23 protein-coding genes and 1 pseudogene are annotated in these 21,909 nt (G+C 70.0%); 18 read left to right on the top strand and 6 right to left on the bottom strand.

All coding sequences use genetic code 11. The features are described from left to right. Nucleotides 1-5: 5 nt before the first annotated feature. Nucleotides 6-554, bottom strand: a complete 549-nt coding sequence (locus tag ACQP03_RS29600) for a Uma2 family endonuclease (RefSeq protein ID WP_357126100.1) — start codon at nucleotides 552-554, stop codon at nucleotides 6-8. 216 nt (nucleotides 555-770) lie between these two features. Between ACQP03_RS29600 and ACQP03_RS29595 the strand changes: the two genes are divergently transcribed. From ACQP03_RS29595 to ACQP03_RS29565, 7 genes are all read left to right on the top strand, one after another. After that, complete coding sequence (locus ACQP03_RS29595) at nucleotides 771-1,814, top strand: ABC transporter ATP-binding protein (RefSeq protein WP_357392358.1); 1,044 nt, start codon at nucleotides 771-773, stop codon at nucleotides 1,812-1,814. Then, complete coding sequence (locus ACQP03_RS29590; RefSeq protein WP_433459222.1) at nucleotides 1,811-2,971, top strand: dipeptide ABC transporter ATP-binding protein; 1,161 nt, start codon at nucleotides 1,811-1,813, stop codon at nucleotides 2,969-2,971. Before ACQP03_RS29595 ends, ACQP03_RS29590 begins: the two co-directional genes overlap by 4 nt. Continuing rightward, entirely contained in the window at nucleotides 2,968-3,975 is a 1,008-nt protein-coding gene (locus tag ACQP03_RS29585) for an ABC transporter permease (RefSeq protein WP_357126090.1), read from the top strand. The genes ACQP03_RS29590 and ACQP03_RS29585 overlap by 4 nt, the downstream gene beginning before the upstream one ends. Before the next feature lie 10 nt (nucleotides 3,976-3,985). After that, the gene (locus tag ACQP03_RS29580) at nucleotides 3,986-4,972 is read left to right on the top strand and encodes an ABC transporter permease (protein ID WP_357126087.1); all 987 of its coding nucleotides are present in this window, start codon (nucleotides 3,986-3,988) and stop codon (nucleotides 4,970-4,972) included. 146 nt (nucleotides 4,973-5,118) lie between these two features. Next, nucleotides 5,119-6,861 (top strand): ABC transporter substrate-binding protein, encoded by a 1,743-nt coding sequence (locus ACQP03_RS29575; protein ID WP_357392360.1) that lies wholly within the window; start codon nucleotides 5,119-5,121, stop codon nucleotides 6,859-6,861. Between the two features lie 308 nt (nucleotides 6,862-7,169). Next, complete coding sequence (locus ACQP03_RS29570; protein ID WP_357175417.1) at nucleotides 7,170-7,469, top strand: hypothetical protein; 300 nt, start codon at nucleotides 7,170-7,172, stop codon at nucleotides 7,467-7,469. Nucleotides 7,470-7,508: 39 nt separating this feature from the next. Beyond that, nucleotides 7,509-8,195 carry a uridylate kinase gene (locus tag ACQP03_RS29565; protein WP_396832819.1) on the top strand — a complete coding sequence of 229 codons (687 nt, stop codon included), beginning with the start codon at nucleotides 7,509-7,511 and terminating at the stop codon, nucleotides 8,193-8,195. Nucleotides 8,196-8,325: 130 nt separating this feature from the next. Here the strand turns inward: ACQP03_RS29565 and ACQP03_RS29560 are convergent, their stop codons facing one another. Continuing rightward, on the bottom strand, nucleotides 8,326-9,090 hold the full coding sequence (locus ACQP03_RS29560) for a DUF427 domain-containing protein (protein ID WP_357126075.1): 765 nt from the start codon (nucleotides 9,088-9,090) through the stop codon (nucleotides 8,326-8,328). Nucleotides 9,091-9,383: 293 nt separating this feature from the next. On the opposite strand from ACQP03_RS29560, the gene ACQP03_RS29555 reads away from it, so the two are divergent. From ACQP03_RS29555 to ACQP03_RS29545, 3 genes are all read left to right on the top strand, one after another. Beyond that, nucleotides 9,384-9,908, top strand: a complete 525-nt coding sequence (locus ACQP03_RS29555) for a YfbM family protein (RefSeq protein ID WP_357126565.1) — start codon at nucleotides 9,384-9,386, stop codon at nucleotides 9,906-9,908. An 82-nt stretch (nucleotides 9,909-9,990) separates the two neighbouring features. Next, nucleotides 9,991-10,647 (top strand): ATP-binding protein, encoded by a 657-nt coding sequence (locus ACQP03_RS29550; RefSeq protein ID WP_433459217.1) that lies wholly within the window; start codon nucleotides 9,991-9,993, stop codon nucleotides 10,645-10,647. A 286-nt stretch (nucleotides 10,648-10,933) separates the two neighbouring features. After that, a complete protein-coding gene (locus tag ACQP03_RS29545) occupies nucleotides 10,934-11,359 on the top strand; it encodes an NUDIX hydrolase (RefSeq protein WP_357126069.1) in 426 nt (141 codons plus the stop codon). Nucleotides 11,360-11,375: 16 nt separating this feature from the next. Here the strand turns inward: ACQP03_RS29545 and ACQP03_RS29540 are convergent. Further along, nucleotides 11,376-11,654: pseudogene (locus tag ACQP03_RS29540) on the bottom strand (XRE family transcriptional regulator); the annotation flags it as partial. On the opposite strand from ACQP03_RS29540, the gene ACQP03_RS29535 reads away from it, so the two are divergent. After that, entirely contained in the window at nucleotides 11,621-12,262 is a 642-nt protein-coding gene (locus tag ACQP03_RS29535; protein ID WP_433459215.1) for a DUF7003 family protein, read from the top strand. The pseudogene ACQP03_RS29540 and the gene ACQP03_RS29535 sit on opposite strands and share 34 nt — an antisense overlap. A 132-nt stretch (nucleotides 12,263-12,394) precedes the next feature. Beyond that, nucleotides 12,395-12,769, top strand: a complete 375-nt coding sequence (locus ACQP03_RS29530) for a DUF805 domain-containing protein (protein WP_433459213.1) — start codon at nucleotides 12,395-12,397, stop codon at nucleotides 12,767-12,769. Nucleotides 12,770-12,874: 105 nt separating this feature from the next. Here the strand turns inward: ACQP03_RS29530 and ACQP03_RS29525 are convergent, their stop codons facing one another. Both ACQP03_RS29525 and ACQP03_RS29520 read right to left on the bottom strand, forming a co-directional pair. Further along, nucleotides 12,875-13,795, bottom strand: a complete 921-nt coding sequence (locus tag ACQP03_RS29525; protein WP_357126060.1) for an alpha/beta fold hydrolase — start codon at nucleotides 13,793-13,795, stop codon at nucleotides 12,875-12,877. Between the two features lie 113 nt (nucleotides 13,796-13,908). Continuing rightward, entirely contained in the window at nucleotides 13,909-16,053 is a 2,145-nt protein-coding gene (locus tag ACQP03_RS29520) for a S9 family peptidase (protein ID WP_357175402.1), read from the bottom strand. Between the two features lie 87 nt (nucleotides 16,054-16,140). On the opposite strand from ACQP03_RS29520, the gene mshB reads away from it, so the two are divergent. The 3 genes from mshB (at nucleotide 16,141) to ACQP03_RS29505 (ending at nucleotide 18,067) form a co-directional block, all read left to right on the top strand. Further along, nucleotides 16,141-17,067, top strand: a complete 927-nt coding sequence (mshB, locus tag ACQP03_RS29515) for an N-acetyl-1-D-myo-inositol-2-amino-2-deoxy-alpha-D-glucopyranoside deacetylase (RefSeq protein WP_357126054.1) — start codon at nucleotides 16,141-16,143, stop codon at nucleotides 17,065-17,067. Between the two features lie 17 nt (nucleotides 17,068-17,084). Further along, nucleotides 17,085-17,522: a hypothetical protein gene (locus ACQP03_RS29510; RefSeq protein ID WP_357175396.1), complete on the top strand. Its 438-nt coding sequence runs from the start codon at nucleotides 17,085-17,087 to the stop codon at nucleotides 17,520-17,522. An 80-nt stretch (nucleotides 17,523-17,602) separates the two neighbouring features. Beyond that, nucleotides 17,603-18,067, top strand: coding sequence for a hypothetical protein (locus ACQP03_RS29505; protein ID WP_357175393.1), 465 nt, complete (start codon nucleotides 17,603-17,605; stop codon nucleotides 18,065-18,067). A 116-nt stretch (nucleotides 18,068-18,183) separates the two neighbouring features. Here ACQP03_RS29505 and ACQP03_RS29500 read toward each other — a convergent pair whose 3' ends face one another. Then, a complete protein-coding gene (locus tag ACQP03_RS29500) occupies nucleotides 18,184-19,140 on the bottom strand; it encodes a GNAT family N-acetyltransferase (RefSeq protein ID WP_357126046.1) in 957 nt (318 codons plus the stop codon). A 79-nt stretch (nucleotides 19,141-19,219) separates the two neighbouring features. On the opposite strand from ACQP03_RS29500, the gene fdxA reads away from it, so the two are divergent. Genes fdxA through ACQP03_RS29485 form a run of 3 tightly spaced genes read left to right on the top strand, consistent with a single transcriptional unit; the run spans nucleotide 19,220 to nucleotide 21,816 of the window. After that, a complete protein-coding gene (gene fdxA, locus ACQP03_RS29495) occupies nucleotides 19,220-19,546 on the top strand; it encodes a ferredoxin (protein ID WP_007464872.1) in 327 nt (108 codons plus the stop codon). Then, the gene (dapC, locus tag ACQP03_RS29490) at nucleotides 19,543-20,649 is read left to right on the top strand and encodes a succinyldiaminopimelate transaminase (protein ID WP_357126562.1); all 1,107 of its coding nucleotides are present in this window, start codon (nucleotides 19,543-19,545) and stop codon (nucleotides 20,647-20,649) included. Before fdxA ends, dapC begins: the two co-directional genes overlap by 4 nt. A 15-nt stretch (nucleotides 20,650-20,664) precedes the next feature. Continuing rightward, nucleotides 20,665-21,816: a prephenate dehydrogenase gene (locus tag ACQP03_RS29485; RefSeq protein ID WP_357126043.1), complete on the top strand. Its 1,152-nt coding sequence runs from the start codon at nucleotides 20,665-20,667 to the stop codon at nucleotides 21,814-21,816. Nucleotides 21,817-21,909: the final 93 nt, after the last annotated feature.

The raw sequence follows: 21,909 nt of genomic DNA, 5'->3' as shown, positions 1-21,909 counted from the left end.
GCCCGTCAGGGAAGAAGTTCTTCCGGCCGGATGGTGGCCTTGACCGGCTCGGTCAGTTCCAGAACCTCGCCGCGCTTCGCGGCCCCTACTTCGACGTAGTGGCCGCCTTGGCGACGGTAGAGGCGCAGCGCGCCGGTTTCCTGTTCCACCAACAGATACCACCCGATCCCGGCGGCGGCGTAGTAGTGCATCTTCAACACCTTGTCGGTGGATGCATTGCTCGGTGAGATGATCTCGCATACCAGCCGCACGTCACCCGCTTCGACGTTGAGTTCGTCGAAGTCGATCGGACCGGTGATCACGAGGTCGGGGATCGGGATCCGACCGGGCCGGAGTCGGACGTTGACCGCCTCCAGCAATTCGAGGCCGGCGGGCCCGGTGGCTGCTTCGAGGATGTTGCCGAGCCTGCGGGAGATGCGCTGGTGTCGGGGGGTGGGGGCTGGGGTCACGTGGAGGCTCCCGTCGAAAAGTTCGACGCGTTGCTGCGTCTCGCCGAGGGCGAGGTAATCCTCTTCGGTCCACGGGCCTTCGTGGTTGAACACCGCCGCGGTCATCGTCACCTCCACCTCGTGCCGGGTGCATCCTCTGCTGGTCGCTCGCCCCATGGTCGCACCTGACGTGCGTCCGAGGCCATGAACGCCGTAGGTGACGGGCGTGCGGGGCTGATGCGGAGTCGTTACGCTCGGGCCCGCTGACACGTGCCGAACTTGTAGCTTATTTTCACCCTCTGGACATTGTTGTAAGTTCTCTTCGTCACTGAGGGAGGTGCCGTGGACAGCTCGGATCCCTACCTGCGGGTGAGTGACCTGCGGGTCCGCTTCGACACCTCGGACGGCGTCGTGCGCGCGGTCGACGGGGTGTCTTTCGCCGTCGAGCGGGGCCGCACGCTCGGCATCGTCGGTGAGTCCGGCTCCGGAAAGAGCGTCACGTCGCTGGCCATCCTCGGTCTGCACGACCCCAAGCGGGCCACGATCACCGGAGAGATCTCCGTCGGCGGCCGGCAGCTCGTCGGTCTGCCCGAGGAGGAGGTACGCCAACTGCGCGGCCAGGAGATGGCGATGATCTTCCAGGATCCGCTGTCCGCGCTGCACCCGTACTACACCGTCGGCCGGCAGATCGCCGAGGCGTACCGGGTGCACCACCCGAAGGTCGGTCGGCGGGCGGCCCGCCAGCGGGCGGTGGACATGCTGGACCGGGTCGGCATCCCGCAGCCCGCCCGCCGCTTCGATGCGTACCCGCACGAGTTCTCCGGCGGCATGCGCCAGCGGGCGATGATCGCCATGGCGCTGGTCAACGACCCGGCGTTGCTGATCGCCGACGAGCCGACCACCGCGCTGGACGTCACGGTGCAGGCGCAGATCCTCGACCTGCTCGCCGACCTCCAGGCCGAGTTCCACTCCGCGATCATCCTGATCACCCACGACCTCGGTGTGGTCGGCCAGGTCGCCGACGAGGTGCTGGTCATGTACGGCGGGCGGGCCGTGGAGCGCGGCAGCGTGGAGCAGGTGCTCCGCTCGCCGCAGCATCCGTACACCTGGGGGTTGCTCTCCAGCGTGCCGTCGCTGCACGGCGACGCGGACGCGGACCTGGTGCCGATCCCCGGCAATCCGCCGAGCCTCATCAACCTGCCGTCCGGGTGCGCCTTCCACCCGCGCTGCCGGTACGACGACCGGGTCGGCGACCGGTCCCGTGTCGAGGTGCCCGAGTTGCGGCCGGCGGGCGGCGACGGCCACCTGGTCGCCTGCCACCTGAGCGCCGAGGAGCGTGCGGCGATCTACGCCGAGAACGTGGCATCCGTGGGGGTGGCCCGATGAGCGACGAACCACTGCTGCGGGTCCGTGGGCTGACCAAGCACTTTCCGGTACGGCAGGGACTGCGCGCCACCGGCACCGTGCGGGCGGTCGACGGGCTCGACTTCGACGTGCGCCCTGGCGAGACGCTCGGCCTGGTGGGGGAGTCGGGCTGCGGCAAGACGACCACCGGCCGGATGCTGGTGCGGCTGCTGGAGCCGACGAGTGGCAGCATCGAGTTCGCCGGGCGGGACATCACCCACGCCGGCCGGCGCGAGCTGCGCCCGCTGCGGCAGGAACTCCAGATCATCTTCCAGGACCCGTACGCGTCGTTGAACCCCCGGCACACGGTGGGCCGGATCGTGGCGATGCCGTTGCAGGTCAACGGCATCAAGCCGCCCGGCGGAATCAAGGCGCGGGTGCAGGAGCTGCTGGAGCTGGTCGGGCTGAACCCGGAGCACTACAACCGGTACCCGCACGAGTTCTCCGGCGGGCAGCGCCAGCGCATCGGGATCGCCCGCGCGTTGGCGCTGCGGCCGAAGCTGATCGTCGCCGACGAGCCGGTGAGCGCGCTGGACGTCTCGATCCAGGCGCAGGTCGTCAACCTGCTGCGCGACCTGCAACGAGAACTCGGGCTGGCGTTCGTGTTCATCGCGCACGACCTGGCCGTGGTCCGGCACTTCTGTCAGCGGGTCGCGGTCATGTACCTGGGCCGGATCGTGGAGATCGGCGACCGGGACGACATCTACGAGCGCCCGCAGCATCCGTACACCCGGGCGCTGCTCTCGGCGATCCCGGACGTCACGCAGCTCGGCCCGGCGGGCCGGATCCGGCTGACCGGTGACGTGCCCACACCGCTCGACCCGCCGTCGGGCTGTCGGTTCCGTACCCGCTGCTGGAAGGCGCAGGACGTCTGCGCCACCGAGCAGCCCGCGCTGACGCCGCGCGACGGAGGCCGGCAGGCCACCGCGTGCCACTTCCCCGAAGGGGAAGCAGGCAGCACCGGCCCCGAAGGGGAAGCAGGCAGCACCGGCCCCGAAGGGGAAGCAGGCAGCACCGGCCCCGAAGGGGAAGCAGGCAGCACCGGCCCCGAAGGGGAAGCAGGCGGCACCGGCCCGGAGAGTGGGGCGGCTGTCGGGGCCGGGACGACAGACGCGATCGTCGAGGAGGTGTCGTCGTGAGCCTGTCCCCGGTGGAGGGTGTGGCGCTGGCCGAGATCGAGGCCGGCTCGGAGGCGAGCGGGCCGGCGACGAAGGGTGTCGTCGGGCGCTCACCCGGCCAGCTCGCCTGGATGCGGCTGCGCCGCGACCGTACGGCTGTGGTCAGCGGCGTACTCCTGGTGTTCTTCATGCTGTTGGGGTTGTCCGCCCCGCTGATCGAGATGGTCTACGGCGTCGGGCCGCGCGAGCAGTTCCAGAGCCTGCTGGACGGCTTCGGCATGCCGCTCGGTTACGTCGGCGGGGTCACCGGGGAGCACTGGTTCGGCCTGGAACCGGGGCTGGGCCGGGACATCTTCATCCGGTTGATCTACGGGCTGCGCACGTCACTGTTCATCGCGTTCGCCGCGGCCCTGATCACGGCCGCGATCGGCATCGCGCTCGGCGCGCTGGCCGGCTACCTCGGCGGCTGGCTGGACGCGGTGATCAACTGGATCACCGACCTGACGCTGGCCATGCCGTTCCTGATCATCGCGTTGGCGCTCACCCCCACGATCACGCTGCGCTTCTACGGCGAGCGGGGGCAGGTGTCGTCCGCGTTCGGGGTGGGGGTGCTGATCGCCGTCTTCGCGATCTTCGGCTGGACCGGCACGGCCCGCCTGGTACGTGGGCAGGTGATCGCGCTGCGCGAGCGGGAGTTCGTGGAGGCCGCCAAGGCCAGTGGCGCCGGGTTGGGGCACATCATCTTCCGACAGCTTCTGCCGAACATCTGGGCGCCGATCCTGGTGTCGTTCTCCCTGGCGGTGCCGCAGTTCATCACCAGCGAGGCGGCGTTGTCGTTCATCGGCGTCGGTCTCAGCGACGAGACGCCGAGCTTCGGCCGGATGATCTACCGGAGTCTGGACTTCCTCCAGACCGACCCGGCGTACGTGTTCTTCCCGGGCATCACGATCTTCGCGCTGGTGTTCGCCTTCAACCTCTTCGGCGACGCGTTGCGGGACGCGCTCGACCCGAAGTCGTCCCGGTAGGGGGTTCGCCATGACGCGATTCCTGCTCAAGCGCGTGTTCTCCGCCGTGCTCACCCTGTTCGCGGTGAGCGTGCTGACGTTCCTGATGTTCTTCGCCCTGCCACGTGATCCCGTGAGCAGCATCTGCTCCAAGAACTGCAACCCGGAGCGGCTGGAACGGGTCCGCGACGACCTGGGCCTCAACGACCCGCTGATCAGCCAGTACGCGGGCTACATGAAGGGCATCGTCACCGGTCGGGACCTGGGCAGCGCCCAGGGTGGCCGGTGCGACGCGCCCTGCCTGGGCTGGTCGTACGTCACCAACGAGGCCGTCTCGGACACCATCGCCCGGGTGCTGCCGGTGACGCTGAGCATCGTCATCCCGGCGGCGATCCTCTGGCTGCTGCTCGGGGTGGGGCTGGGCATGGTCTCGGCGCTGCGTCGGGGTACCTGGCTGGACCGGGCGGCCATCGGCTTCTCGCTCACCGGCGCGTCGTTGCAGCTCTACTTCGTGGGCGCGGTGCTGCTGCTGGTGTTCGTCTACAACCTGCGGTGGCTGCCGGTGCCCAGCTACACGTCCCTGTTCGACAATCCGGTGAAGTGGGCCAGTGGGCTGGTGCTCGCCTGGGTGTCGTTGGCGTTCCTGTTCTCGGCGATCTACGCCCGGCTGTCGCGGGCGCAGATGCTGGAGACGCTGTCCGAGGACTTCGTCCGGACCGCGCGGGCCAAGGGCCTGGCCAAACCCACGGTGTACGGGCGACACGCGCTGCGCGCGGCGATCACCCCGGTGGTGACCATCGCGGGGCTGGACGTGGGCGGGGCGCTGGGCGGCACGGTGATCACCGAGACGACGTTCGGCATCCAGGGGTTGGGGCGTACGGCGGTGGACGCCGTGCGCTCGGGTGACCTGCCCACCATCATGGCCACCGTGCTGATCGCCGCCGTCTTCGTGGTGCTGGCGAACGTGCTGGTGGACCTGCTGTACGCGGCCATCGACCCACGGGTGCGGCTGCGCTGAGCCGTGCGCCGTGCCGCGCGTGGCTGCTGGCGGAATTTATCGACAACTGTTACACAACTTGTAGGTTTTCTTCCTTACGATCCTCGGGACGTCGGCGGTTCCCGCCCCGACGGAACCGCACGACACATGGGTGAAGGAGGTACTTCATGCGACCACGCGTGGCGGTTGCCGCAGGCGGCGCGATCGCTCTGGTTGTGACGTTGGGTGCGTGCTCGAAGAACACGGGCGAGGGCACCACGGTGGACAACAACCGGCAGCAGACCGGGGTCATCGCGACCGACCCCAAGGACTCGCAGGGGCCGGCGGCCGAGGTGAGCGGCGCCGCGAAGGGCGGCACCTTCACCATCATCCGGGAGTCGCCGATCTCCCACCTCGACCCGCAGCGGACGTACTCGTTCGCCGGCCTCATGACCAACCCGCTCTTCGCCCGCTACCTGACCACCTGGAAGGACGACGGCAAGGGCGGCCTGGTCCTCGTCGGCGACCTCGCCGAGACGCCGGGCAAGAACGTCAACAACGACTGCAAGGTCTGGGAATTCACCATCAAGGACGGGGTGAAGTTCGAGGACGGCCGGCCGATCACCTCCAAGGAGATCGCGTACGGCATCGCCCGCTCCTTCGACCCCGACCTCTCCGGCGGCCCGACCTATATCCAGGAGTGGCTGGCCGACACCCCGCAGTTCGACACCAAGTGGGACTTCAAGAAGAACAAGACGTCCCTGCCGCCCGGCCTCACCACGCCGGACGCGAAGACGCTGCGGTTCGAGTTCGCCAAGCCGCGCTGTGACCTGCCGTTCGCCGTGTCGCTGCCGACCACCGCGCCGCTGCCCCCGGACAAGGACACCGGCATCGACCTGGACAAGCAGCCGTTCTCGTCCGGCCCCTACAAGGTCGCCAAGAACCAGGTCGGCGTCCAGATCACGCTCGACCGCAACACCAACTGGGACCCGAACACCGACCCGGTCCGGCACCAGTACCCGGACCAGTTCGTCTGGAGCTTCGGCCCGACCGCGGACGCCGCCAACAACCGGGTCATCGCCGACAACGGCACCGACCAGAGCGCGCTCGCCTTCAACGCCGTACCCGCCTCGCTGGTCGCCAAGGTGGCCGGGGACGCCACGCTGAAGTCGCGCAGCATCCTCTCGCCGACGCCGAGCGCCAACCAGCTCGTCATCAACAACCAGCGGGTCAAGGACCTCAAGATCCGGCAGGCGCTCAACTACGCCATCGACCGGGAGGGCATGGTCAAGGCGCTCGGCGGCCAGAACGTCGCCGCCCCGCTGACCACGCTGATGCCGCCGGCCACGATCGGCTACAAGGCGTACGAGGCGTACCCGGCGGGCCCCAACGGCGACGTCGCCAAGGCCAAGGAGCTGCTCGGCGGGCAGACTCCGGAGCTGGTCCTCGGTGTCGCCGACAACTCGACCGAGCAGCAGCAGGGCGCCCAGCTCAAGGCCAACCTGGAGCGCGCCGGCTTCAAGATCACGTTGCGGAACATCTCCGACGACGCGAAGCTCGACGAGATCAAGAAGAAGGACAACCCGTGGGACCTGTACATCGGTAACTGGGCGGCGGACTGGCCGAGCGGCGCGGCGATCCTGCCGGTGCTGTACGACGGCCGCAGCATCAAGGCCGAGGGCAACAGCAACCAGTCCTACTTCAACGACCCGACGATCAACGCCGAGATGGACCGGATCCTGGCGCTCGCCCCGTCCGAGCAGGGCCCGGAGTGGGCCAAGCTGGACGAGCGGATCATGAAGGAGCACGCGCCGGTGGTGCCGATGTACGTCGACGTGGCGTACCACGTGCACGGCTCCAAGGCCGGCGGCGTCTTCGTCTCCAGCGTGTTCGGCTACCCGGCGTTCGTCAACGCGTACGTCAAGCCGTAGCTCGTCGTAGGAGGGCCCCCTACCGACAATGCCGTCGGGAGGGGGCCTCTCCGTTTCCGCTGATCGGGTCACCGTCCGGTCGCAATCTGCGGACCTGTTCCCGCAGTGACGGCTGGCGGCGCGGCTGTGCCGCGTAGGAATGGCAATTCCCACTCGCGCACCGCCGTCGGCGGGTCGACGGACGTCCTGGTGCGGGCATGACGGCAACCGCCGGCGTCGTGGGTCGGCGTGGTCGCGGGTTGGTCGGTGCGGCAGCAGGAGTTGCGGCTGGGCCGCCAGGATGGTCCTTTCCGCGCGATGATGGCTATGTGAAGCCCATCTACCCGAATGACGGCAACGCCGATCCGGAGGCTGTGCCCAGCCTGTACCCCGATCCTGAAGATGCCGCCGACGCCGCGTCACTCACGGTTGACGTCGACGGAGAGTTGTTCGCTCTCCGCCCGAACGAGTGCAACGGCACCCACTACACGTGGCTCAGCGGGCCGAGGCCCGGCTACGGATTCGGCGTGGGTTCGGCTCCGGACCTGTCGCTGGAGGAGCACCGGAAGAACATCCGGGATTTCCTGGCCATGGTCGATCCCACCACCGGGCGCATCGAGGACGACTGACGTGAGGCTGTGGCTGCAGATCCGAGATTGCGAGTTGCGGTGAGTGGGGTACGGCCGGGGCCGCGCCGGGTGGAGCTGCTCGGCCGTCTCGCCGAGGCGGTCGGGTCCGTTGATGTCGCACACCCGGTACGGGTTGCCGTCGACGGTCCACCAGCCACCGGCAAGACCACCCTCGCCGACGAACTCGCCGCCGTCCTGCGGAGTCAGGGCCGCCAGGTCATCCGCGCGACGGTCGACGACTTCCTCTTTCCGCGGGCGCGACGCTATCCGCGCGGCGAGTACTCGGCCGAAGGCTGCTACTTCGACACCCACGACTGGGCGGCGCTGAACCGGGTTCTGCTCGATGCCCTCGGACCGGGCGGCGATCGGGGCTTCCAACCCGCGGTGTACGACCGCGCAACGGATACCGTGCTGTCCCCGCCGAGCAGGACGGCCCCCGCCGACGCCGTGCTGGTGTTCGACGGCGTCTTCCTCATGCGCCCGGAGCTGATCGATCGGTGGGAGCTGCGCATTCTCGTCTCCACGGCGATCGAGACGACGGTGGACCGTGCCGTGATCCGTGAGCGGCGGGTGTCATCCCGGGCGGAGGTCGAACGGCGCTGGCGGGAGCGTTACATCCCCGCCCAACAGCTCTACTTCGACACCGTGCGCCCGACCGATCACGTCGACTTTCTCGTGCACAATGACGAGCCGCAGAAGCCGGTCTGGGAGACCCGGGCACGCTGACCGGTTGGGAGCCGTGCTGACGCGACCGACACTGTTCCTGACGGTGGGGCTCCCGTGTACCGGATCGAGCGTGCTGGGCATCCGTACACCGGGAATCCGGTTCGACGCGGTGCCGGGGCCTGCGGTTGGTTCAGTGGAAGGGCGTTGCCGGCCGGCTCAGTCGCTCGCCGTCGACGAAGAGATCGACCTTTTCGTTGTAGAAGGCGATCAGGCCGGCGATCGGCAGGAGTGCGGCGGTCGGGAAGTCGTACGACCAGGCCAGGTCCGGGTGGGTCTGGTCATCGAGACGGACGGACCAGTAGTCGCTGGTCTGGCCCTTGTACGGGCAGGCGGTCCTCGTCGCCGACGCCACGAGGTGTGTGAAGTTCACGTCGGTCCGGTTGAGGTAATAGCGGGGCGGTAGACCGGTTTCGAAGACCATCACGGGCGATGTCGACTCGGCCAGGACGACCCCTTCCAGTTCCACCCTGACGCTGCGGGTGGAACGCACCGCGTCCACCCGCGAGAACGGGTTCCGGGGGTGCACGAAGACCTCTTCGTCCTCCTCGAACCAGGCATCCATGGCTGCCCAGTCGAACCGGATCGTGTTCGCCAACCCGGCCAGCGCGTCATCTCCGTACAACCGCCCGCACGAAGGACGGATCGTCTCGCCAACCTGCAGCCCGAGCAGCCGCGCGGTCCCGCGCCGGGACGCCTCGGTGTGCTGGCCCTCGATCAACAGGTTGCGATCCACGTCGTCGACGGGGATGTAGTACTGCGGGAAGAACGGCCATTCCCACACGTACAACGCCCGCGTGGTTTCGAGTACCTGCTCGCCGCCGAGGAACGCCCGGATCCGGCGAGGCACCGGCTCAATGTGGTCGACCGGGACGATCATCTTCGGATAATCCGACACGTTGTCCTCCCGTGATGTGACGGCCGGCTCGGCAGGCGCCGGTTCAACGGTCAGGGTGGCCCCCGCGTCGTCACATGCGTTTGTTGCAGAGACCGTAACCGATCTCGCCATTCGTGACGAGCCCTTCGCGGCAGAGGTTGTGGGGAGGGGCCCTTTGCCGTCTCGGCCCCTTGATCGACTCGATTTCCAGAAAATCGGGGTGTTCCGGCCGCCCCGACAGCCCACTTTCCTGAACCCGAGGTGAGCCGGCGCGAGTCCTGTCGTAGCCGGGATCTAGGTTTGGCGGCGTGAGCATGAACGGCAACTGGTTGCGCGTCTCGCCAGACGAATTGGAGCGGGCCAAGGGGGACCTCGGCTGGGCCTACGAGCACGCCATGAGCGCGCGGGACGACAACTCCGGACGCTGGGCCGGCACCGACAAGGCGTGGCACGGGCTCGACTTCCTCCTCGACCGGCTCGGCTTCGAGGTTCCGCTGGTCCTCGGCGCGGAGAGCTTTGTGGAGCTGCCGGACGTCGAACCCGACAGCGACGAGATGTTCGACTTCCTGGAAAACCTCGAAGACGACTGGGGCTACGGGCCGCCCTCCTACCTCACCCCGTCGCAGGTGACGGTCGCGGCCTCGCACCTGGCCGCGCTCACCCAGGAGAACCTGATCGGGGGTGTCGACCCCCAGGAGTTGAAGTTGGCCGAGGTCTACCCACACACCTGGGAAGAGCCCGGCGAACTGGCGTGGGTGGCCCACTATCTGCCCGGCGTCCAGACCTTCTTCGCCGCGGCCGCCAGTGACGGCGACGCGGTGATCTGCTGGCTTGACTGAATTGTGCTCGGCTCTCCGGCGGACTTGTGCGAACCTGGCCTGAGGTCGACAGTCGGCGATGGCCCGGCCGGGGGACTCGGGTATGAGCGAGCAGGTGGAGCTTGAACAGCAGCACGCCGACGTCATCGTGCACAACGACGATGCCCGCTGCCAACCTGGCAGATCCGGGCATGCTGACCGGATGGCATCCGTGCTGACGCGACCGACACTGTTCCTGACGGTGGGGCTCCCGTGTACCGGAAAGACCACTGCCGCGCGCCGGATCGAGGTCGAGCAGAAGGCGCTTCGGCTGACCAAGGACGAGTGGGTGAAGGCCCTCTACGGGGTCGAGAATCCGCCTGCGGCCTCGGACGTGATCGAGGGACGACTCATCGAGATCGGGCTGCGCGCCCTCGAACTCGGCACCAATGTGGTGATCGACTTCGGCCTCTGGAGTCGGGACGAGCGTTCCGCCCTGCGGCAGGCCGCGGCCGACCTCGGCGCGCGGGTGGAGCTGCGCTACTTCGAACTCACCCCGGCCGAGCAGCGTGTGCGGCTGGATCAGCGCCAGGCGGACGCACCCCACACGACATGGCCGATGTCCAACGAGGAACTCGCCGACTGGGCCGCCCGCATGGACATCCCGACGCCAGGCGAACTCGACGGCTCCGAACCTGTCGACGACCCACCGGCCGGTTTCGCGACCTGGGACGACTGGCGCGCCGACCGCTGGCCGCCGAGTCGGCGCGATCTTCCCTGATCGCCCCAGCAACGACGCCGACGGTGGTGCCTGCAGAGCCCCTGAGGCAGCAACAACCCTGATGTTGCTGTGTGCCGAGCCTCTGAAGCAGCAACAGCGGTGATGTTGCTGTGTGCCGAGCCTCTGAAGCAGCAACAACCCTGATGTTGCTGCCTGCGGAGACCCTGAGGCAGCAACATCGGGGATGTTGTGAGGATCTTGGCGCGGCGCGGCGCGGCGCGGCGCGGCGCGGGGCGGGGCGGGGCGCGGGGCATCGCTGAGCCGCGACAGGCGGCACGATATGGCCGTGTCGAACACCGTGGACAGCTCTGCCAAGGCACGTATCGTCGCCGGCCTGTTGCGCGACGGGAACCGGGTGCTGCTGTGTCACCGCTCTCCGCGGCGTCGGTGGTACCCCGACGTCTGGGACATGCCCGGCGGGCATGTCGAGCCCGGGGAACTACCGGGCGAGGCGCTCGCCCGGGAGCTTCGGGAGGAGGTGGGCATCGACATCACGGCACCCTCGGCGTCTCCGATGCACGAGGTGCACACCGACACGTTCGACATGCAGATCTGGCTGGTCGAGGCGTGGCAGGGGTCCCCGGTCAACGCCGCGCCCGACGAACACGACGCCATCGGCTGGTTCACCGAAGACGAGCTCGGCGGACTGTGCCTGGCCCACGACAGCTACCTCGCCCTGTTCAGCAGAGCGCTCGCCAAGCCTCGCGCCTGACCACAAGAGGGCAGCCCTATTCGGGTGACGTGTTGTACCGGTCGAGCGTCGCCTTCGAGGTGGAGGCATCGCGAAAGGTCAGTTCCCATGGGCCGGTGTTGACGTCCATGTCCTTGCCGAATCCGACCCATTTTCCGGCCATCCGCCTGCCCGTCGGTTCCACCAGAAGCTGGATAGCGCCGTGGTAACGGGCTCCGCGGTAGTAGCCGGCGGGATCGGTCTGTTCCACGGTCACCGCGTTAGGCACTACAGTGCTCGGCTGTGCGCTCGACCGACATCCTCGAACAGCTCGACGCCGCAGCCGAAGAGTTCCGGTTTCCGGACCTCGACAATGGCTACTCCTACGCCGTCGACGCTCGGCTGCACGGATATCGGGACGCGGGGCGATGGGCTCTCATCGTCGAGACGATCGGCTACTCGCCACGGGCCGGCAACCTCACCGACGTGCTCTTCGTGTTCGGCAACTGCCTGACCAGCGGCGAACCTGGCGCCGACAACGGCGACTTTCTCGATCGGGTCGACAACTGGGACGAGATAGAGGATCCGGAGGAGCCGGAGACGTACCGGGGAGGGCCCTTGGTGCTTCGCGGTCAGGACATCGCCGTTGCCGCCGAATCAGGTGAGGATCTCATCGACGTACTGCGTCGGCTTGTTCCGCGTCACCGCGAGCTTCTCCTGGCGGACGAACGCGAACTGCGACGCCGAATTTCCGTCGACCTGCCTGAGATCCTGCGGCTGGACGAATGGCACCACCCTGACCTGGCCGGTGGCTCACGTCCGAGCCAGTCCGAAACGTTCCGCCAGATCGCCGATGTCCTGGCGACCGGCGATCGCACGCTCTACGCGCCGAGAGCGCACCCGAACACACACTGGTCCCACTGGCCGGAGTCGGGGAGCCTGTAGCCGCCGATACCGCCGACAGTCAGGCGCTGTAGCTACCGCTATCCGGCCGCTCGGCCGTTGCCCCCGCCAGATCGATCTGCTTGGCTGCCTCCGCGTTGAGCTTGCAAGCCCCTCACCCAACGGGAGATAGCTGTGTCCTTCAATGCCGCGATCAAATCGGTTCTCAGTCAGTACGTCGGCTTCGCGGGTCGGGCCCGCCGGTCCGAGTACTGGTGGTTCGCCCTGTTCACTGTCCTTGTCAGCATTGTCACCTCCGTCCTGGACAGCGCGCTGGGACTGAACTTCGTGGACGGTTCGTCGAGCGGCTTCATCGGCCTCGTCGTCTCCCTGGCGCTGCTGCTGCCGACGCTGGCCGTCGCGGTACGACGCCTGCACGACACCGACAAGACGGGGCGGTGGCTGCTGATCGCCCTGATCCCGCTCATCGGCGCCATCGTCCTGATCGTGTTCTTCGTGCAGGACAGCACGCCGGGTGCGAACCGTTTCGGCCCCAGCCCCAAGGGCTGACCGCAGTCCGCGCCACCACCCGCGCGGATCCAGTGTTGAGCGGGCAGGGCCCCTTTCAGACAGCGCTGTCTGAAAGGGGCCCTGCGGCGTCGTCGCCGCTCCGGGTCAGGAGCGACCGATCGAGCGGTCGAGGAAGTCGTGGATCATCGGCGCGGCGACGTCGAGCTTGTCCTCCAGCAGGAAGTGGCCGGTGTCGATCAGGTGGAACTCGGCCGACGGCAGGTCACGCTGATAGGGGTGGGCGCCATCGGGCGGGAAGACGATGTCGTTCTTGCCCCAGATCACCAGCGTCGGTGGCTGGTGGTCGCGGAAGAAGGCCTGGAACTCGGGGTACAGCGCGACGTTGCTGCCGTAGTCGTAGAACAGGTCGAGTTGGATGTCCGCGTTCCCGGGGCGGGCGAGCTGCGTCTCGTCGTGGATCCACCGGTCGGGGTCGAGCCGGCTGAGGTCCCGCACCCCCTGGGTGTACTGCGACCGCACCGCGTCGGAACTGAGGATGAACGCGATCGCCTGTCGGCGTTCGTCGGTCTTCTCCGCCCAGTAGGCCTTGATCGGATTCCAGAATTCGCTCAGGCCCTCCTCGTACGCGTTGCCGTTCTGCACGATGAGCGCGCTGATCCGCTCGGGCCCTTTGAGGGCCAGCCGGTATCCGGTCGGCGCTCCGTAGTCGAAACAGTAGAGCGCGTAACGGTCCACGCCGAGCTGGTCGATCAGGCCGTGCATCAGGTCGGCGAAGTTGGCGAACGTGTAGTCGAACGTCGACCGGTCCGGGCTGGCGCTGTGGCCGAAACCCGGGAGGTCCGGCGCGATCACCCGGTACCGGTCCGCGAGCAGGGGAATCAGGTGGCGGAACTGCGAGGACGCCGTGGGAAAGCCGTGTAGCAGCAGGACCGCGGGACCGTCGGCCGGCCCGGCCTCGCGGTAGAAGATGTCGATCCCGTTCACGGTCGCGGTTCGGAAGTGCGTGACGGGAAATTCGCCCTCCTGGACGGCGGCGACCGAGGGTTTCTGGGCGATGCCAACCATCCTGGATTCCTTTCGGGATAGCGAAACGCGGTATCACCCCGGAAATTGCGCCGTCGGGTCCCGCCTTCGATCAGCATGGCATGCGGCCGTGGGCTCGATGTGCGGAATGCCGCTCAGCGCAGATGCGTACGCAGGAATTCCAGTTCCAGCGGGAGCAGCCGCTCGGCGGTGCCGTTCGCGGCCATGTGGGTGGCGCCGGTCAGCGGCAGCACGGCGTGCGGCCGGCCGGTGGACAGCAGCGCCGCCGACAGTCGCAGCGTGTGCGCGGCCACCACGTTGTCGTCGACCAGACCGTGCACCAGCAGCAACGGGCGGGCCTGGTCCGGGCCGGTGACCGGCTCGGCGGCCAACTCGATGAGCGAGTGGTGCGCGTACACGTCCATGCCGTCCTCCGGCAGGCCGAGATACCGCTCGGTGTACGCGGTGTCGTACAACGCCCAGTCGGTCACCGGGGCGCCGGCGATGCCGCACTTGAACAGCTCCGGGTGACGCAGCACCGCCAACCCGGCCAGCCACCCGCCGAACGACCAGCCGCGGATGGCCACCCGACCGAGGTCCAGGTCCGGGTGCTTGCCGGCGAGCGCGGTCAGCGCGTCGATCTGGTCGGTCAGGATCACGTCGGCCAGCCGTCGGTGGATCGCCTTCTCGAACGAGGGGGCCACTCCCGGCGTACCCCGGTTGTCGATCGTGACCACGGCGAACCCGGCGTCGGCCCACCACTGCCGCTCCAACCACGCGGCCCGCGCCGCCACCACCTCCTGGTGCCCCGGGCCGCCGTAGATGTCGAGCAGCACCGGTAGCCGCCGGCCGGTCACGTGGTTGTCCGGGTAGAGCACCGCCGCCGGCAACCGCCGGTCGGTCACCCGTTCCAGCAGCGGCAGCGGCGAGTACGGCGGCTCGGCGGCCAACGACCGCAGCTCGGTCAGCTCCTGGCCGCCGCGCGACACGGTCCAGCGCACCCCGGCGTGGTCCAGCGACGCCGTCCCGACCACCAGCACGTCCCCGCCGACAGCAGCGGTGTGCCAGCCCGAGTCGGTGGTGATACGCCGGGCGTCCACCCCGCCGCCAATCGTCGTACGGACCCGGAACAGGTGCCGCTCGCTGGGCTCGCCGTCGCTCGCCTCCACCAGCAGGTCGGCGGGACCGCTGACGGCCGGCAGTCGACCGACGACCCGCCGCACGTACAGCGAGGGTGGGGTGAGCAGCGTGCCGTCGGCGAACAGGCACCGCGCGTCGTACCCGTCGTGGGCCAACTCGCCCCCGACCAGCACCCGGCCGTCGGGCAGGTGCGCCGGGGTACCCGCGATCGGCTCCACCCAGCGCGGGTCGGCCAGCTCGGCGTGCACCTGCGTCTCACCGGTACGAGGATCCACCGCGAGGACCAGCCCGTGCTGCTGCGAGCGGCGCAGCACGGTGATCAGCGGACTGCCCTCACCCCAGCTCACCCCGGTCAGGTACGGGTAGGTCTCCCGGTCCCAGTGCACGTCGACCCAGCCGTCGTCGAGGTCCAGCAGGTGCAGGCTCACTTCGGCGTTGGGGCCGCCGGCCCGGGGGTACGCGACGGCGGTCGGCGGACTGCCCGGCTCGGCCGGGTCGTGCAGGTGCCAGCGGTCCAGCCGGGACTCGTCCACGCGGGCGGCAAGCACCATGCGCCCGTCCGGGGCCCACCAGTAGCCCCGGTACCGGCCGAACTCCTCGGCCGCGATGTGCTCGGCCAACCCCCAGCTCACGCCCGCGTCCTCGCCGGCCAGCAGCGCGTCGGCGCCGTCGGCGTCGATCACCCGCAGCTCACCCCGGCGTACCCCCTCGGCCGCGTCGGTCACGTAGGCCAGGCGCTCGCCGGTCGGATCGGGTCGAGGGTCCAGCACCGGACCGACGGTGGCCACCTCCACCACGTCGCCGTGCACCAGATCCGCCCGGAACAGGCGGCCGGCCAGCGCGAACACGGCCACCCGGCCGACGGCGTCCAACGCGTACGAGCCGATGCCGGCGGCGCTGAGCCGGAGCCGTTCCCGCAGCGCCCGCTCGCCGGGGGTGAGCGCCCGGACGTCGCCGTCGTCGCCCAGCAGGGCCGCCGGGTCGGCCACGAGCTGTTCCTCGCCGGTCGCCACGTCCAGCAGCCAGAGCGCGTCCGCCGGATCCTCCGGACCGGCCGAGCGCAGGAAGATCACCCGGGAGCCGTCCGCGGCCACGGAGACAGCCCGGGGCGCGCCGTGGCTGAACCGGCGGGTACGGGCGGCCAGCTCCGGAAAGTCCACAGGCCAAATCGTAGAGCCGCGCCGGGCGTGATGTGGCCGACCTGGGCGGACGCGTCCAACGACTCCCGGACCGTACCGCCGGTTAGAGTGACCGTCGTGACGACGCTGCCCGACCGCCGCCTGCTGCTGGTCCACGCGCACCCTGACGACGAGTCGATCGGCACCGGCTCGACCATGGCCCACTACGCCGCCGCCGGCGCGCACGTCACGTTGGTGACCTGCACGCTCGGCGAGGAGGGCGAGATCCACGTACCGGCGCTCGCGCAGCTCGCCGCCGCCGAGGCCGACCAGCTCGGCGGGTACCGGATCGCGGAGCTGGCGGCCGCCTGCGCGGCGCTCGGCGTCGCCGACCACCGTTTCCTGGGCGGCGCCGGTCGTTACCGCGACTCGGGGATGATGGGCCTCGCGACGAACGAGCACCCCCGGGCCTTCTGGCAGGCCGACCTCGACGAGGCCGCCGGGCACCTGGTGGAGATCATGCGAGAGGTACGTCCGCAGGTGCTGGTCACCTACGACCCGAACGGCTTCTACGGCCACCCCGACCACATCCAGGCGCACCGGGTGGCGATGCGCGCCGTCGAGCTGGCCGCTCTCGAGGGCTGCGCCCCGGCCAAGGTCTACTGGACGGCGATGCCGCTCAGCGTGCTGGAGGCCGGCATGTCGCACTTCGCCGAATCTTCGGACAATCCGTTCGCCGGCATCCAGGACCTGGCCGAGCTGCCCTTCGGCACTCCGGACGAGCAGATCGCCGCCCGGATCGACGGCACCGACCAGCACGCGGCCAAGGAGGCGGCGATGCGGGCACACGGCACCCAGATCCCGGCCACCTCGTGGCTCTACTCGATCGCGGGCAACTTCGGCGGCGAGTTCATGGGTGTGGAGTTCTTCACCCTCGCCGTCGGCGCGAAGGGGCCGGGTTTCGGCCCGTACGGCTGGGAGGACGACCTCTTCGCCGGGCTGCCGGACGTGGCCGACGCGGACCGCTCCCCGGTCGCGGCGGCCGGTCTCCGGTGACGTTGCCCGCCGCGCCGATGTCGGTCGTGAACGATGAGGACGCCCCGCCACCGGCGGGGCCGCCGCCGCGTCTGCTGGACCTGGGCCTACGGGTGGCCGGCGCGATCGTCGTGGTGGTGGCCGGTGTGGTGACGGGGGTGTTGGAGCTGCTACTCGCCACCGTCCGGGTCGGCGGGCAGCTCATCGGCCTCTCGGCGCTGCTCGCCGTCGGCGCGAACATCCTGCTGAGCTGGTTCGCGCACGAGACGGTCGGCCGTCGCTGGGCGGTGGCGCTGCCGGCGGTGCCGTGGTTCGCCCTGATGGCGGTGGCGGCCATCCGCACCACCGAGGGCGACCTGCTGCTGGCCGGCGACAACTGGGTCGGCCTGGCGATGATCGTGGCCGGCGCGATGACGTTCGCCGTGATGGGCTTCCGGCAGGTCCTCGCCCCGCCGTCCACCCTCGGCGGCTGGTGACGTCACACAGCTACGAGTGGTAGATATTCCTGCCAGGGAAGCGGCCCCGCGACGAGGGGCGTACGGCAGGAGGTCGTGCGATGGACAGACGGTGGCGTGATGTCGGGGTGCTCGCGGGAGCGTTGTTCGCGGTCAACGTGGTTGCCCGGCTGATCACCCGATTCGGTTTCGACGGCGACGACGCTGCGGCCGACCGGGTCACACTGGTGATGTTCGTGGTGATCGGGTTGACCCTGGCCGTGGTCGCCTTTCGCTGGGGACGCGCCCGGCCGCTGGCCGTCTGGGCGGGCGACGTGACGGTCGTGGTGTTGATCGCCATGGCCCTGACCGTGTTGGTCGGGCCGCTGCTCGTCGGCCACAGCCCGTTCGCCGGTGGCGCGGGGACGTTTTTCGCCCAGATCTGGCTCTACCTGCTCGCCACCGGCCTCGGCGCGCTGGGCGGCTACCTGGTGGCGACCGCCCTCGGTCTCGACCACCGCTCGCAGCAGCTCAAGCGGTACGCCGAGGTCAAGGCCGCCAAGCCCCGCCGGGTAGTCCGCCGCTGACGCCCTCGCGCCTCGCGCCAGCCAGAACCTCGCGCCGATCTTGCACTTTCGGTTGTCGATATGAGGGCAGATGCCCTTTATGTCGCCGCAGAAAGTGCAAGATCGACGAGCGGGGGTCAGCTCGGGGCGACGCGCGTCAGGTAGGTGTGGTGGGTGGTGAAGCCCAGCGTTCGGTAGAGGGCGATGGCTGGCGTGTTGCGCTGCTCCACCTGGAGGAACGCGTGGGTCGCGCCCGCCGATCCGCCCCAGGCGGCCAGCGCGCCGATCACGTGGCGGGCCAGCCCCTGCCGGCGGGCGGCCGGCACCACCTCGATCAGGCTGAGGCCCAGCCATCGGCCCTGGCCGGTCACCGTTGCCCGGCCGATGGCCGCCAGCGCGCCGTCGACGTACCCGTGGGCGAAGCGGACCTGGTCCACGGCGGTGAGCACGTGCCGGGCGGCATCCGGTAGGCCGCCCTTGCGGCCGGCCGCGATGGCGAGCCAGTCCTCGCTCGGCGCGGTCACCACCTCGACGACCGCGGCGCCCGGCCCACCGAGCGCGAGGGCGTCGAGGGGCAGGGGCGTGGTCTGGACGAGGGTCGGTGGGCGGGTGGTCCAACCGCGCTCGTCCAGCTCGGCGCCGACCGGCGCGGCGAGCGGCAGCGGCGTGTTGATCATCGCGGGCTGACCCCGTTCGGCGTACCAGCGCTCGACCGCGTCCACGGCCGCCGGCAACGGCCGGTCGGGATCGCCGATGGGCAGGGCCGAGTTGGCCCGGCCGGTCCAGCCCTCGGCCGAGCGCAGCAGCCAGTCACCGAGTCGGCCTCGGGTCGGGGCGGGCCACGCCTCGTTGGCGGCCCGTTCCAGCGCCACCACCGCCGCGGCCGTCGGCCGGCGGGTCGGCGGTACCCGCTTCGCCCGGTGCACCTGCGCCACCGGGACGCGCAGCGGACCTTGCGCCGTGGCGAGGGTGAGATGAGTCTCGCTCAGCTCGACCAGCTCGCCGAGGGCGTCGCTGAACAGCGGGCGGCCTTCGCGAATCCCCACAATCCGCCGGACTACGATCCGATGTCCCACATCCTGCTGTCGGAGCACGATCGACCCCCTCCCCGGCGAGATACTAGGCTCTTACCGTCGCGGGAGATCGCGGCGCGTCTTGCGGAGGAGAAGACCGGTGACCTACATCATCGCCGAGCCGTGCGTGGATGTGCTCGACAAGGCATGCATCGAGGAATGCCCGGTCGACTGCATTTACGAGGGCAACCGGATGCTCTACATCCACCCCGACGAGTGCGTCGACTGTGGTGCCTGTGAGCCCGTCTGCCCGGTGGAGGCGATCTTCTACGAGGACGACGTCCCGGAGCAGTGGAAGGACTACACCGGCGCGAACTACGAGTTCTTCGAGGACCTGGGCTCGCCCGGAGGCGCCTCGAAGATTGGCAAGGTGGAGAAGGACGCGACCTTCGTCGCCGCGCAGCCGCCGCGCGGCGAGGGCCACTGAACCGGCCCGCGCCGGTCTCGGCACGGCTACCCGAGTTCACCTGGGACACCCTGGACGCCGCGGCCACCCTGGCCGCGGCGCATCCGGAGGGCCTGATCAACCTCTCCATGGGTACGCCGGTCGATCCGGTCCCGGCGGCGATCCGTCAGGCACTGGCTGACGCGTCCGACGCGCCGGGCTACCCGCTGACCGCCGGCACCCCGGCGCTCCGCGACGCGATCGCCGCATGGGTGGCCCGGGCCTGTGGCGCGGGCGTCGACGGTCTCGGTGTGCTGCCGACCATCGGCTCCAAGGAGCTGGTCGCCTGGCTGCCCACCCTGCTCGGCATCGGCCCGGGCGACGTGGTCGTCGTGCCGTCGATCGCCTACCCGACGTACGAGGACGGTGCCCGGCTGGCCGGCGCCACCGTGGTCCGCGCCGACTCGCTCACCTCGGTCGGGCCGACCTCGCGGGTCCGGTTGGTCTGGATCAACTCGCCCGGTAACCCGACCGGCCGGGTACTGCCCGCCGCGCACCTGCGCAAGGTCGTCGACTGGGCCCGGGAGCGTGGCGCGGTGGTCGCCAGCGACGAGTGTTACCTGCCGCTGGGCTGGTCGGCCGAGCCGGTCTCGGTGCTGTCCCCGCAGGTCTGCGGTGGCGACCACACCGGTGTGCTGGCCGTGCACTCGCTCTCCAAGCGGTCCAACCTCGCCGGTTACCGAGCCGGGTTCGTGGCCGGCGATCCGGCCCTCGTCGCCGAGCTGCTGAAGGTCCGTAAGCACGCCGGAATGATCGTGCCCGCCCCGGTGCAGGCCGCGATGGTGGCCGCCCTGCAGGACGAGGGGCACGCCGTCGAGCAGCGGGAGCGCTACCGTGCCCGGCGCGAGGTGCTGAGCGCCGCGTTCACCGAGGCCGGTTTCACGATCGAGCACTCGGAGGCGGGCCTCTACCTCTGGCTCACCCGCGACGAGGACTGCTGGCAGACCGTCGACTGGCTGGCCCGGCGCGGCATCCTGGTCGCGGCCGGCGCGTTCTACGGCCCCGCCGCTCAGCGGTACGTGCGGGTGGCGTTCACCGAGTCCGACGAGCACGTCGCCGCGGTCGCCGGTCGGCTGCGGGCCTGACCGGGGCGTCCGGCGATGACCGACGGCAGGACCGTCCCGACGCCGGACGCCGGTACCGCCATGCCACCGGGTGACCAGCGCCGCGAGACGGGCGACCAGCGCCGCGAGGCCGCCGGGTCAGGCCCGGAGGTGGACGACCGGAAACCCGCGGCCGGCGGGGCGTACGCCCGGACGCGGGTGGCGGTCGTCGGCACCGGTCTGATCGGCGGTTCGGTGCTGTTGCGGCTGCGCGACGCGGGCCTCGACGTGGCGGGCTGGGATCCCGATCCGGCCACCCGGGAGCGCATGCGGTCGTGCGGTGTGTCGGCACCGGACGCCGTCGAGGAGGCGGTCGCCGGTCGGGATCTGGTCTTCCTCTGCGGTCCGTTGCCCACCCTTGCCCGGACGTTGGCGCAGGTGGCCGAGCTGACCGCGCCGGGTTGTGTGCTCACCGACGTGGGCAGCACCAAGGTCGAGGTGGCCGAGGCTGCCGACCGGCTCGGGCTCACCGAGCGTTTCGTACCCGGGCATCCGATGGCGGGCGCGGAGTCCGCCGGCCTGGCGGCGGCCTCCTCGACGCTGCTCGCCGGCGCCGCCTGGGTGCTCTGCCCGGCGCCGGGCGCGGCGACGCTCGCCTTCCGCTGGCTCGCCGGGCTCCTGGTGGAGTTGTTCGGCGCCCGGGTGGTGCCGATGTCCCCGGCCGCGCACGACTCGGTGGCCGCGCTCGCCTCGCACGTTCCACACCTGCTGGCCGGCGCGTTGGCCGGTGCGACGCAGCGGTCGCCGCTGCGTGACGCGGTGTTGGCGCTGGCCGCGGGCAGCTTCTCCGATGGCACCCGGGTCGCCGGGACGCCGGCCGAGCGGACGGCCAACATGCTGCTCGGCAACCGGGCGCGGGTGCTGGACGAGTTGGCCGAGGTGCGCGTACTCCTGGATGAGCTGGCGGACGCGTTGCGGTCCGCCGACGCGACGGGGTTGACCGCCCGGTACGCGCAGGCCGGTGCGGCGCGGTCGGCGCTGCGGAATCGGCGGTTCGCCGCGGCGGACCGGGAGTTCCCGGCCGACGGCGACCACACCGTCGAGGTGGCCTGGCTGCGCGAACTGGGTGTTGCCGGCGGCCATCTGACCGGCTGCCGGGTCGGTCCGGACGTCGTCTCCTACCCGGCACTGCTGCCGCTGGCTGATTAGGGCCTGTTTCATCAGGGCGGTCGAGCTGCGGCGGGCCCGGACGGCACCCGGCGGCGTTGCGGTGACGTCCGGATACAACACCGGTATCCGGAC

This window comes from Micromonospora sp. CA-248212 (assembly GCF_050948405.1).
GTDB lineage: Bacteria > Actinomycetota > Actinomycetes > Mycobacteriales > Micromonosporaceae > Micromonospora.
Note: the sequence above shows the minus strand (reverse complement) of the source record. Positions and strands in the feature narration are given on the sequence as shown.

Coding starts and splice junctions, on each gene's coding strand:
- ACQP03_RS29600 (WP_357126100.1), bottom strand. CDS start 554: ATGACCGCGGCGGTGTTCAACCACGAAGGCCCGTGGACCGAAGAGGAT.
- ACQP03_RS29590 (WP_433459222.1), top strand. CDS start 1,811: ATGAGCGACGAACCACTGCTGCGGGTCCGTGGGCTGACCAAGCACTTT.
- ACQP03_RS29580 (WP_357126087.1), top strand. CDS start 3,986: ATGACGCGATTCCTGCTCAAGCGCGTGTTCTCCGCCGTGCTCACCCTG.
- ACQP03_RS29575 (WP_357392360.1), top strand. CDS start 5,119: ATGCGACCACGCGTGGCGGTTGCCGCAGGCGGCGCGATCGCTCTGGTT.
- ACQP03_RS29555 (WP_357126565.1), top strand. CDS start 9,384: ATGAACGGCAACTGGTTGCGCGTCTCGCCAGACGAATTGGAGCGGGCC.
- ACQP03_RS29550 (WP_433459217.1), top strand. CDS start 9,991: ATGAGCGAGCAGGTGGAGCTTGAACAGCAGCACGCCGACGTCATCGTG.
- ACQP03_RS29525 (WP_357126060.1), bottom strand. CDS start 13,795: ATGGTTGGCATCGCCCAGAAACCCTCGGTCGCCGCCGTCCAGGAGGGC.
- ACQP03_RS29510 (WP_357175396.1), top strand. CDS start 17,085: ATGTCGGTCGTGAACGATGAGGACGCCCCGCCACCGGCGGGGCCGCCG.
- ACQP03_RS29505 (WP_357175393.1), top strand. CDS start 17,603: ATGGACAGACGGTGGCGTGATGTCGGGGTGCTCGCGGGAGCGTTGTTC.
- ACQP03_RS29485 (WP_357126043.1), top strand. CDS start 20,665: ATGACCGACGGCAGGACCGTCCCGACGCCGGACGCCGGTACCGCCATG.